The organism is Pedobacter sp. PACM 27299, assembly GCF_001412655.1.
In the GTDB taxonomy this organism is placed as follows: domain Bacteria; phylum Bacteroidota; class Bacteroidia; order Sphingobacteriales; family Sphingobacteriaceae; genus Pedobacter.
On the sequence record NZ_CP012996.1, the window covers coordinates 4,345,768 to 4,358,377 of the forward strand.

General features: G+C 41.7%; 9 protein-coding genes. All 9 read right to left on the bottom strand.

Going from position 1 to position 12,610, the window contains the following annotated elements; translation table 11 throughout:
* Nucleotides 1-4: 4 nt before the first annotated feature.
* Entirely contained in the window at nt 5-1,066 is a 1,062-nt protein-coding gene (locus AQ505_RS18315) for an acyltransferase family protein (RefSeq protein WP_231634929.1), read from the bottom strand.
* A 156-nt stretch (nt 1,067-1,222) separates the two neighbouring features.
* Nucleotides 1,223-3,010, bottom strand: a complete 1,788-nt coding sequence (locus AQ505_RS18320; protein WP_062549509.1) for a RagB/SusD family nutrient uptake outer membrane protein — start codon at nt 3,008-3,010, stop codon at nt 1,223-1,225.
* Between the two features lie 18 nt (nt 3,011-3,028).
* Nucleotides 3,029-6,550, bottom strand: a complete 3,522-nt coding sequence (locus AQ505_RS18325; RefSeq protein ID WP_197286223.1) for a SusC/RagA family TonB-linked outer membrane protein — start codon at nt 6,548-6,550, stop codon at nt 3,029-3,031.
* Between the two features lie 215 nt (nt 6,551-6,765).
* Nucleotides 6,766-7,812 carry a FecR family protein gene (locus AQ505_RS18330; protein WP_062549511.1) on the bottom strand — a complete coding sequence of 349 codons (1,047 nt, stop codon included), beginning with the start codon at nt 7,810-7,812 and terminating at the stop codon, nt 6,766-6,768.
* Nucleotides 7,813-7,885: 73 nt separating this feature from the next.
* A complete protein-coding gene (locus AQ505_RS18335; RefSeq protein ID WP_062549512.1) occupies nt 7,886-8,464 on the bottom strand; it encodes an RNA polymerase sigma factor in 579 nt (192 codons plus the stop codon).
* A gap of 146 nt (nt 8,465-8,610) precedes the next feature.
* A complete protein-coding gene (locus AQ505_RS18340) occupies nt 8,611-9,537 on the bottom strand; it encodes a transporter (protein ID WP_062551105.1) in 927 nt (308 codons plus the stop codon).
* Between the two features lie 13 nt (nt 9,538-9,550).
* Nucleotides 9,551-10,594, bottom strand: a complete 1,044-nt coding sequence (locus tag AQ505_RS18345) for a cytochrome-c peroxidase (protein ID WP_062549513.1) — start codon at nt 10,592-10,594, stop codon at nt 9,551-9,553.
* Between the two features lie 6 nt (nt 10,595-10,600).
* Nucleotides 10,601-11,452 (bottom strand): MbnP family protein, encoded by an 852-nt coding sequence (locus AQ505_RS18350; RefSeq protein ID WP_062549514.1) that lies wholly within the window; start codon nt 11,450-11,452, stop codon nt 10,601-10,603.
* Between the two features lie 7 nt (nt 11,453-11,459).
* Nucleotides 11,460-12,608 (bottom strand): cytochrome-c peroxidase, encoded by a 1,149-nt coding sequence (locus AQ505_RS18355; RefSeq protein WP_082461621.1) that lies wholly within the window; start codon nt 12,606-12,608, stop codon nt 11,460-11,462.
* Between the last annotated feature and the right edge of the window lie 2 nt (nt 12,609-12,610).

Sequence of the window (12,610 nt, forward strand, 5' to 3'; positions counted from 1 at the left end):
CGAATTAAACCCTGATGTATATCTTTTTCTTGTCTAAAACGTAGCCAATTAACCAGCAGACCAGCATAAAGCAAATCGCAAACAATAGCGAACCAAAAGGTCCTGGGGCAATCGCCTGAAAAAACACCGTATTGATCCAGCCTGCAAAATCAGATTTTGGGAATATGGTATTGATGATCACTAACAAAAGATCCGCTACAATATAAATAAACAAGGGATTCTTCCCGAATACGGTAAAGAAACCCGTCCATTTCACATAAGATTTAAGTTCGATGATATAAATCAATGCAGCGATAATGATGAGGTCCAATCCACAGGTGATCAATACGAAAGAACTCGTCCATAATTTCTTGTTAATCGGGAAAGAGAAGTTCCAGCACCAGGCCAAAAACACCAATAATACGCCTGCGAGTAATAGTCTGGCAATGCTTTCAAAACCTTTTCCTTTTTCCTGAATAAACTTACCTGCAAAGTAACCGATCACTACATTTACACAGGATGGAATTGTGCTTAAAATCCCTTCAGGATCAAAAGGAATACCTTCACCATGATACAGATGCGCATTTCCGAGCAAAAACTGATCGAGGTACTGGCCTGCGTTTCCGGTCATGCTTAATGGATCGCTGGAATTCCCAAAAATGAGCAGCAGGAACCAATATCCAATTAAGAACAAAACACTCAGCACCATGACCCATCTCGTAGATAAATAATGGACCATTAAAGAAACGATCCCATAACATAGCGCTATCCTTTGTAATACCCCCATAATCCGGGTGTTTCCAATAGGAGAAAAACTGATTCCACCGGCCTCATTGTAATGAAAAAACGGGAACCAATACATCAGATAGCCGATTAAAAAGATAAGCAGCGTCCGTTTAAATATTTTACCGAGCACTTCTCTGTCACTCATGAGGGCAAACTTTTTCGCAGAAAAGCTCATGGCATTCCCTACTGCAAAAAGAAAAGAAGGAAAAACCAGGTCGGTAGGTGTAAATCCATGCCATGCCGCATGCTCCAGCATCGAAAAAGGCTGGGCACCACTTCCTGGTGTGTTCACAATGATCATAAAACAGACTGTCATACCCCGGAATACATCAAGGGATAAAAAACGTTGTGGTTGGTTCATTAGCTATAATATAGGTTACAGGTAAATTTAATAGCGAGGAAGGAGCGACATCCGCCCCTCCTTCCTACAAAAGTTATCAATAGAAATGGTCATTTCCTAATTGTATCCTGGATTTTGTTTGAGTACAGATCCCCCACCTACATTGCTCAAATCAATTTGTCGCTGTGGAATCGGGTAAATATCATTTTTACCCTTTATAAATTTTCCATTTCTAACATCAGAAGTTAATTTCCCCTGGTAATTAAAATAAGCATTCAGCTCAGTTTCCGCGATTCCCCAGCGTACCAGGTCAAAGAAACGATGACCTTCCATAGCCAGCTCAATTTTACGCTCAAAATAAATGGCAGATAAAGCATAGTCTTTTCCTTTTCCAGAAAAATCGCCGGCAGGATAAACATTAATTTTATAATTTGCTGCAGGTACATTTGAAAACCCTGCTAAAGGATTTCCAGCATCCAGGTATTGATATACCCAGCCCACTGGGTTTGCCGCACGTGCCCTTACTATATCTACATAGTCCTGAGCTTTAACCAGACTTCCTGCCTGTGCTTCGGCCTCCGCAGCCATCAAGAGTACATCAGCAAAACGAATCACCAGATAATTGATAGAAGAACCTGGCGCCCAGGTTGTTTTATCTTCATCAGTTGCTCGGGTTGCCTGCCAGTAAATATTTTTTTTAGGACCGTACGGACCACCATAACGCTGATCTCTGATCCAGGTTTCTCCAGGATAATTGCCCCAGTCTAAATATGGAATCCCACGTCTTCCTGCTGTCCAGTCCAATCGGGGATCTAAAGTTCCCTGGTCCGGCTGAAAAGGTTCAGCACCTTTAATTCCCATATCATTGGCTACAGCATGGTCATTATAATTGCTCAGGTATGGCAGGCCAGTTTGTTCATCCGTTCTATAATGATTGACCAAATCAATAGAAGGCTGAAAAAACCCACAGCAACCAAAAGGACTCTCGCCATAAGGGAAATTCAGCATATCGCCGTTATTTCCTAATGAAGGACCATTAGCATCTACGTTTGCCGACATCTGAATTGCAAAAACCACTTCGGAATTGTCTTCTTTACTAGGTTTAAAATTATCTGCGAATTCATCATTCAGTTTGTATTTCTTACCGCTGCTGGTGACTCCTGAAGCGATCACGACATCAAATAAATCTCGTGCTTCCTTAAATTTATGCTGGTACAAATAAGCTTTAGCGAGGTAAGCCCCTGCTGCCCATTTATTGACTCTGCCAATCTCCGACTGTGTAGGGGGTAAATTCTCGTAAGCAAATTTTAGGTCCTCGGTGATCCTGGCCCAGATATCGGTATTGTTAGGCTGGTTGTACATGGTGGTGTTCTCATCAATCCAAGGCACCATATTCCACATTTTCTTCAACTCAAAATAATAATGTCCTCTTAAAAACTTATCCTCAGCCTGGATTCCTACGCGTTCTTCAGGCGTCAGATCCGTCGCCTTAGCTAAAATCATCAAAACATCATTTGTCCTTTTGACCCCTTCATATAAAGCTCTCCATTTGGCATTGAAAAAGGAGTTTGTCGCATCTGCATAGAATTTAGCAATGGGATCTATTGCTGGCTGATCGGTTCCATCACTTCCTTTAGAGGCATCCCCACCGGCAATTGCGCCAAATACCCAATTGCTTGGAGAGCCGCCATAAACATCACCACCACCAAAAGAAGTGTTTCCGCCAGCCATCCCATCCAGTGCAGCATAAGCACCGATTAATAAACCATTTACTCCGTTTTTATTGGTCAGAATTTCCTGTGTCAAGGATCCCAGGGGCGGTTGTTCTAATGCTTTCTTGCAAGAAAAAAATGATTGTCCTGTAAAGAATAATACAGTTAACAATAGATATGTTGATTTTTTCATCTCTTTAAACTGTTATGATTAAAATTTCAAATTTATACCCAAAAGGAAGGTACGCTGACTTGGGTAAGCACCATCATCCACTCCATAAGCAGTTTGGTTGTCTGTTTCGCTGGAAGTTCCAATTTCAGGGTCAATACCAGAATATTTAGTGATGGTGAATAAGTTGGCTGCAGAAAGATAGACCCTCAATCGGCCGACGCCGAATTTCTCCAGCGTTTTCGCGGGCAGTGTATAACCCACCTGGATATTTTTAAGTCGCAGGTAAGAACCATTCTCTACAAAATAAGAGTTAGGTACTGCATTGGAACTGAATGTTCTATCTTTTTCCTGAATTGGCGCCTTCGCATTTCTATTGTCAGGAGTCCAGGAATCGTACAGCGCGGTATGACTTTTTGCTCCTCCAAAAGAAGAAGAGAAATCTGTCCACCATTTTACCTGATTCCAGATAGAGTTTCCTTGTACACCGTAGAAGAACATGCTCATATCGAAATCTTTGTAGTTCATAGCCAGGTTTAAGCCATAACTAAAATCAGGATTGGCATTGCCTAGAAAGGTACGGTCGTCCGCATTAATCAGGCCATCACCATTCACATCTTCATACTTGAAACGACCTGGAGCCACCGCATTCTGGTACACGGAATTGGGATCTGAAGTTTGTTGCTGAACCTTTAAATTTGCCGCATCAATTTCCTCCTGCGACTGCCAGAAACCGGCTACTTTATATCCAAAAAACTCACTTACAGAATGTCCAACCTGATTGCGAACGATGTTATTTCCATCAAAACGTCTGGCATCAAGGTCATAATAATTCGCATCACCGGAAACTTTTTGGATCAGGTTATTATAGGTCGTAACCGTTGCCGTGGCACTCATTTTAAAATCCTTACCAATCCGCGTATGTCCGGTAATGGACAGATCAAGTCCATCATTTTTCATCTTTCCAATATTAAGAAAGGGTGTACTTGATGCTCCGGTTGTACCAATCATTTCTGGATTAAACAGGAGGTCAGTAATGTTTTTTCTATAGTAATCAGCTGAGATCTCTAATTTACCTTGAAATAAGGTTGCATCAATACCAATATTGGTATTGGTATTTTTTTCCCATTTAGCACCTGGATTTCCGGTTCTGTTTTTATAAAAACCAGATACTACGTTATTTCCGCCGCCAATGGCATAATAAGAAGGTGCAATATCACTGCTATACGTATCAAATGAATTCCCTTCCGATACATTGAGCTGGTTACCCATTACTCCCCATCCACCTCTGACTTTTAAATCAGAGATCCATTTTACATCTTTCAGAAAAGATTCCTGAGAAATCCGCCATCCTGCGCTTACTGCAGGAAACCAGCCATACACATTTTCCAAAAACTTGGAAGAACCATCTCTTCTTAGCGTACCACCAAACAAATACTTATCATTAAAGTTATAGTCTAAGCGTCCAATTAAGGAGAACATCGCACTGGCAATACGTTCGCTATTGGTATCTTTTGGCCCGCTGCCGGTAGTCAGGTTTGTATAGTTTGGATCAAAAGAAAAATAACCCCTGTTGCTTCCGCTCATTGTACTGTAACGGTTGCGCAGATATTCTGTACCCACCAATGCTTTCAAACTATGTAAGCCGAATTGCTTATTGAAGGATAAGGTATTGGTCCAGGTATAATCAAAACTGGCATAAGAAGATTCTGAATAAGAATTGCTCGTATTGTTTTCTGCATTTTCATACTGAGGATATACAAAGGCCCGGCTATTCCCATTCGAATTGGAACCACCGAATGAACTTCTCAAAGTAAGTGCTGCAGGAAGATCGGCCTCAATATATACGTTACCAAATAGCCGGTTGTCTGTTGCCTTATTGTTTTTGGTTCTGGTAAGCATGGCTACCGGATTAAAGGCATCTCCAAGTGCTCCTCCATAAGAACCAGCAAAGTTACCCCTGATGTCATATACCGGAATAATCGGCTGCTCTCTAAACGCGTGACCAATGGCATTATCACCGGTTAAACCTCCGATTTTAGGGTTTGTACTAATGGAATAAGAAAGATTTTCCCCTACCCTCAGTTTTTTACTGATGTTGAATTGTGTGTTGGAACGTAAAGTATATCGCTCCAGATACGTATTCATTAACGTTCCCTGCTGGTTAAAATAATTAGCAGAAAGCAGGTAATTCCCCTGGTCAGAGCCACCACTTACCGCCACATTATGACTAGTGATTGGTGCTGGACTAAAGATCTCTTCATACCAGTTCGTACCCGTTTTATTGGCACGTGTAATCCGGTAAAACTTTTTGTATTCTGCATCAGAAGTAAAAAATGGGATGACATTATAGAGGCTGGGATTTACTGAAGGATCGCCTTCTTTTGCCCCCTTTGGCAGGATATAATCCGGCAATACATACGTCGGACCATTTCCATAAAGATCATCATTAAGATTGGTTTCTCCGGAATTGATCAACATCTGGCGTTTTAGTGTAGCCATTTCTGTTGGATTAAGGATATTCCATACATTGCCGGTTTTTGGGCGCTGCGTACCATAGTAGGCATCATAAGTCACCTGCACTTTTCCCTTTCCTTTTTTAGTGCTGATTACAATCACTCCATTGGCAGCACGGGAGCCATAAATAGAGGCTGAACCTGCATCTTTTAACACCTGTACAGATTCAATATCATTGGGATTGATATCTGCAACACTTTCCGTTGGCACACCATCTACTACATACAATGGGCTATTGTTCCCGAAAGTATTGATCCCCCGGATCTTGATCTGAGGCTCTTCTCCTGGTTGTCCGGAACCAAGTACGGTTACACCAGAGGCTTGGCCCTGTAACAGATTGGCCACTGATGCTGTGGGTTGTTTCAGCATTTCTGAAACGTTAACCACCGATACGGCACCTGTCAGGTCTTTCTTCTTTTGCGTAGAATAGCCAACTACGACTACTTCACCTAGAGAAGTGGGTTCTTCAGTTAACTGGACGTTGACTACCGTTTTACCTCCGGCTGCGACTTCCTTAGTCATAAAGCCGATATAAGTGAAAACCAGGGTCACATCAGCAGAAACCACATTGATGGCATAATTACCATTTAAATCGGTCATTGCGCCAATTGAAGTCCCTTTTATTTTAACACTCACCCCAGGTAAAGTTTCTCCTTTAACTGAAGTTACCTGTCCTTTAATGATGACCACAGGTTTTTCTACACCTGCTGCTACGGCGGCAAGGCTGCCTTTGTCATATAATAAAATATGCTGATCTACTACCTTATAGGTAATATTTAGCGGTCCAAGCACCTCTACCAGGATATCTCCCAAACGCCTGTTGACGACATTTAAAGAGGTAATCCTTTCAGACCTGATGGCCGAAGGACTATAAATAAACTTCACTTTAGTCAGGCTTTGTATTTCCTGTAAAAGCTGTTTGATTTTACCTTCGTTAATGTTTATGGAAATTTCTTTGTTGAGTACCCCCTGAGCTTCTGCTTTTTTCGCAAAAGTACTGCAGGTGAATAAGATGACAAGAAATATTTGGCTTACAGATATTCGCATTGCTGTTATTATTAAAGCAACAAATCGCTTTTTATTCATACCTTTAGAAGTTTTTGTTCGTTAATGTGAAAAGTTTCGTTCAAAATCATTTTAACTGGCAATGTTCCGCAACATTGTCAGTTTTTTTTTTGCCCTGGGCTGCTAGTAAAAGTCTTTCTTTTTCATGCGCATTTGGTTTAGGTTTAGGTTTAGGTTGGTGAATTAAACAGCCCGGTTTAATGGGCGTTACTTTTACTTTTAATGACGATTGTGGTTCCTGAGATCTCATAAGACGCCTTGATGGCAGCACATAGAAAATCCAGTTTACTGTATAAATTCTGCTCGGTCAGGTCGCCGGTAAACGTGTCCTCCAGCAAGTGCTGATCTGCAATCAGAAATTTGATCCCGTATGTCTTTTCCAGCATGGCAACCACCTCCGCAAGTGGTGCATCGTTAAAAGAAAACAGTTCTTTAACTTCCGTTTTAGTCGTGATATGTAAAGGTTCCGGGTTAGCAACGAGGCTTTGTTCGAAGGTTTGGTCGGCCAGTTTAAACACCGTTTTTTGATTTGGGGTTAAGATCACTTCTTTGCGATGACCCAGAATGCTTTCTACCAGCTCCAGTCTGCCGAAAACTGGAGAAACTGCAACTTTTCCAGTTTTCACAGCCACTTCCGTTCCTTTGCTGCTTCCATTTGTGCTCATCAGGAAACTGGTTCCTAATACTTTAGTGACCACATCTTTACTGTACACCATAAAAGGCCTGGAGGCATCCGGGCTAATCTCAAAAAAACCTGTGCCTTCCAGTACGACTTCACGTTTATCTTTCAAAAAATGAACAGGATACTGGATACTTGCATTTGATTCCAGCATCACAAAGCTACCATCCTCAAAGACTACCTTTTGCGGCTGCTGACCAAGATTCTGCTGCCGTTTAATTTCATTGGATAAGGCTGCAGTCATAAATTGTGGGCTAGCCACCTGCTCTTTAAAGAACAGGTATCCTGTGATTAAACAAAAGCCAGTGATGGCTGCAGCAATTCCAGACCATAACCAGCGCCTTGAATGCTGGATTTCAGGAAGGGGTTCAGCAACTTCAGAAATATCTGTATGAATCCGGTCCCAAAGTTTCTGCTCCAGCGTAGTGATTTCTCTGGGATTGATTTCTTCCAAATCTTCTTTATCCAGCATCCCGTACCATTCTTCAACAACACGTTTTTCTTCCGCTGTACATTTTCCTTCCAGATACCGATCCAATAAAAGATGAAATGCTTCTCTACTCATTCTTATAGCTTTTAAACTATATGTCAATTAAAGCAGGGCGATCCCTAAAGAAAATTAAAATATATTTTTATGCCTATAGAAACAGCAGCACAATTAAAGGGAGTAAGAGGTAATCTTTCAAATGAAACCGCATAGATTTAAGCGATTGGGTGATGTGGTATTCTACGGCTTTTTCGGAGATATTGAGTTCCCGGGAGATGTCTTTCACGGAATAATGCTCCATTCTACTCAGTTTGAATACTTCGCCGGTTTTTTTTGGCAATCTGGCGATGCCCACATTCAGCGCTTCCGACAATTCATTCAGCATCAATAAATAGTCCGTATTGGCTACATAATCATTATTGCAGCTTTTCAGATGATCCTGATATTTTGTACGCACCAGCTGTGCCCTGTAATGATTGATAATATTATACTTCAGGCTCCCAAATAGGTAATTGCTAATCGAAACAATATGGACACTTTCTCTTTTCCTCCAAAGTTCTACAAAAAGGTTTTGTGTGAGCTCTTCTGCCAGTTCCTTATGGTGAACCTTCTTAAAAGCGACCTGGAATACCCCTTTCCAATAACGACTATAGATTTCCTGGAATGCACGCTCGCTTCCGTGCTTAAAAAGCACGATCAACTCATCATCGGTTAGAATTGAGAGATTCATACGGTCGTTAAGATAGGTTAGTTAGGGTCTGGCTATAACAAACTTAACAATTTAAACCGAAGGTTTATCACAAATTCTTTACAATAAATCAGCAAATGACTCAGCAGGATTCTCCATTTCTGCTGAGTCGTTTAAATTAAAATGGATTAAAAAGGAAGAGAAACGTGTACCATCATACGGTTTCCAGCCTTTGCTCTACCGTCCGCAAGATTCTGTGAACGTACATTCTGATAATTTGCGCCCAGCGTTATTCCTTTCAATGCGAGTTCCATACCAGCCACTGCAGATAATGAATAACCGCCGGAAACCTGTACGTCATACTTGTTGTTTTCTACATCTTTTTGTGCGGTTTCATACAATACACCAGCATTTGGTGCTACCGTTATTTTTTCTGCAATCCGAAACTTATAATAAGCCAGTAAATTAGCCGTCAGCTTATTCCCATAGCGATAATCGTATTTATTTTCCGTATTCATCTTATAATTGACATTGGCATTTAAACCCAGGTCATTGTAACGGATATCATAAGCTGCATTGAGTGTAAAATCGGTACTGGCCGTACCCAATTGAAAATTATTAGGTGATTCGCTGACTGCTAAACGTTCTGTCGGTTCATATTTTCCGGTGGGTACTTTTATGCCGCCGCCAATCCAGATCGACTGTACCAATAAACGGTCTCCAAGCGTTCCCGTCTGGTCCAGTAATTTATAATACCCCATCAAGGCAATGTCGCCAAGCCCCGTTTTTGTTCCGTTTCCTGTCTGACTAACCCGTTCGTTAAAATTATAAGGAAGGAAAGCCAGTACCCTGAATTTAGAACCGAAATTCCATCCTCCCCAAACCTCCATACTCTGATAAGTTTCATCAGCAGTGATTGGGGTCCTTTCTCCTAAGGGTCCTAAATGAGTCTGCAAGGTTTTATGCTGATACCTTAACCCTATAAAACGCTTATTATATTCCGGCAAAATCCCAAGGTAATAACTTCCTACACCGCAGCCACAAATGTCACATGCCTTACTTGCAGTGATGATAAACAGCATAAATAGGGTCAGCACTATTGTTTTATTTCTCATTTCTATTTGAATATTATTGTTCTGAAAAGCGTTTATCATTGATAAATACTTCATCGTTCAGCGTTCCTAGGAACGCAGTTAATTTTAATTTGTCTGTTGCCGATAATACCATCCCCAACCTGCCGTTTTTACGAAGCAGGGGATCAAGATTTGGTGTATCTCTTACTTCAGAATTGTAATGCTCCAACATCCCGTCCAACGCTAAAAAACGACCATCATGAGTAAAAGGAGCTGTATACTTCAGGTTTCTCAGGGAAGGCACTTTAAACTTATAGCGATCCGTTTCGATCAAAGTAACCGCGTATAATCCCTGGTCATTTACAGCACTGGTTCCTAAACCATTGTTTCGAAAAGAGCCATCTGTAAATAAGGGTTCTGAGTGACAGGAAGCACATTTCTCCTTAAAAAGAACATAACCTTCCTGTTCATCAGCCGTAAAAACCGGACCTTCTTTTCGCATCACCTGATCGTACTTTGAATTACTGCTCACACACATCAGCATAAATTGCGACAATGCTTTCATAAACCTGGCAGTAGTCACTTCTTCCGTTCCGAAAGCCTGTTTAAACATGGCGGTATATTTAGGCAGCGCCCTGATTTTATTCAAGACATTTTCCAGGTTTTCATCCATTTCCTCATGGGTAGTAATTGGGGTAATTGGCTGAAGATCCAGATCATACACTCCTCCACCCCACATAAAGGCTTTACTCCAGGCCAGATTCATGATCGGCGGAGAATTTCTGGTGCCCAAACGGTCGTCGATCCCATGGCTCACATCATGCCCATGCTGTGTAAATGCTGCAGATTGAATGTGACAGGAACCACAGCTGATCGTATTGTTTCTGGAAAGCCTTGGCTCATAAAACAAGGCCCTTCCCAGCTCAAAACCTTCCTTGGTGACCTCATTATTGGCGAAATTATAGACCGGATCAGGGAAATTTGATGGCTTATGAAAACCTAAAAACCTGTCTATTTCTTCTTTAATAGGATGATCCTTCTTACAAGCCAGAATAAACAAGCCGAATACCAGTAAAACCATCCAATGTTTCTTCCTCATCTTCGCTTAATTTTCAGTGTGATCGTGCTTAAACATATCCACATAATTCCCAGCTACCGTGCTGCTAAAATCATTAAACATCACGTTTGGATGTGCGGCAATGCTGAAAGGAGTCTTTCCGTTAAACACCTTCATCAGGTCTACAAAAAGATGCACATTGCTCTGTCTGTCTTTTCTTACTTTAGCAATTCCCGCAGCATTTAAGTCTATGGTGATCACTTTAATATTATTGATAGTAGGCACGGAATAACCGCCAAAAAAACCGATATGATATTTAAACTGCTTTTTGCCCGTTGGATCTCCCGTGGCATCATCAGAAATTACGTTAGAATTCCCCTCATATTTAAAGAAGATATAGCCGTTGTTCCATCCCCAATACATGCCACCATTCTCATGATCGCCGCCCGCCGCAGGATCTAACACGCCGGTACGCTTATCTATAGGCATTGTGCTGCGCAGGCTATCCACGCCTAACGTAAAAGTAACTTTGGTATAATCTCCTTCCGGTACCTGCACCTTCGCAAAGCGGGAGGCTTTATCTGCCCCTTTAATCAGGAAATAACTGCTATCCGGATTCACGGTATAGCTTTTACCAGCAGCAGTTTCCACCTTAATATTGCTGATAAAATACTGTAAAAAAGAAATCGTAAACTCCTCTCCCGCAGCATTTTTATAAGGACTTCCGGTATTGTTTAGCGTGAAAGTTCTGGCGCCAACAATATTATCGAACTCTATAGATAATGGAGCTAGATTTGTTTCCTGAAACTCAGGAGTGGGACTGTCTTTTTTGGAACATCCGGCAAAGCCGATGCTTAAAACGGACAATAGGCTTGCTATTTTGAAGTATGTATTTTTCATTTTGATTTTAATTAGTCGGACCTTGAAGCTTGTTTTTTATAAATTCATGGTCCGTAAGTGTGTTTAAGAAGGCTAGAATGGCCTTCCTTTCTGTTATTGACATTGGGATACCTGGTTTTCCCTGATCCTGGAACAAGCTGACATCAGTAGTTGAAGACAGCTTGATACCATACTGATAATGATCCAGTACTTCTTTCAGTGTCTTGAACCTGCCATCATGCATATAAGGGGCGCTGAGCACTACATTTCTCAGGGAAGGCGTTTTAAATTTCCCTACATCTGAAGGATTAAAACTGACCCTGAAATGTCCCTGATAAATCCCTTCATTGGCTTCAGAAAAATGATCATCCAAACCATTGTTGTGAAAATTATGGTCGGTAAACAGCACTCCGGTATGGCAGCTGCCGCATTTATCCTGAACAAGGTTCATCCCCAGCAACTCCTCCGCATTCAGCACCGTTGATTTTTCCTGACGGATGTATTGATCATAGCGGGAATTCCCGGAGATTAACGTCCGCTGAAATTGTGCTAAGGCCTTTACCACATCCGCAGATTTGATTGCTGAGTTAAAAACCTGTTTAAAGCGGCTGACATAATCTGGCACTGCTTTCAACTCTGCTTCGAGTTCATACAAATCCTGATGCATTTCGTCTGCACTGGTTAAAGGGCCAAAAGCCTGAGATTCCAGGTTTTTAGCACCTCCATCCCAGAATAGGCCCTGATCTGCCCAAGCCAGGTTAAACAAAACCGGGGCATGGCGATCCAAAGTTTTCCCAGAAGTACCTTGGTTGCTTATGGCCAGGCCATCTGAGAATGCCAGTTCCTGATGGTGACAAGAAGCACAGGAGATCCGGTTATTACCAGACAATCGAACGTCGTAAAACAACCTCCTACCCAATTCAATTCCTTCTGCTGTGAGTCGGTTATCAGGCTGTTTCATCACTGCAGGGAAGTTTGCAGGACGCGGTAATTCCAGGTCATGCAAGCCATCTGGATTCACAAGCTCCGGATCTGACTCCTTTTTACAGGAAACAAATAACAGCAGCAGCAGTATTGCACTGAAAAACGAGGCCTTAATCCCTGTAAACGATCCGAAAAAAGATCGCTTGAAAAAGCCCTGAAAATCAAGCAGTAGAAAAGTTGAATTACGACGCATGA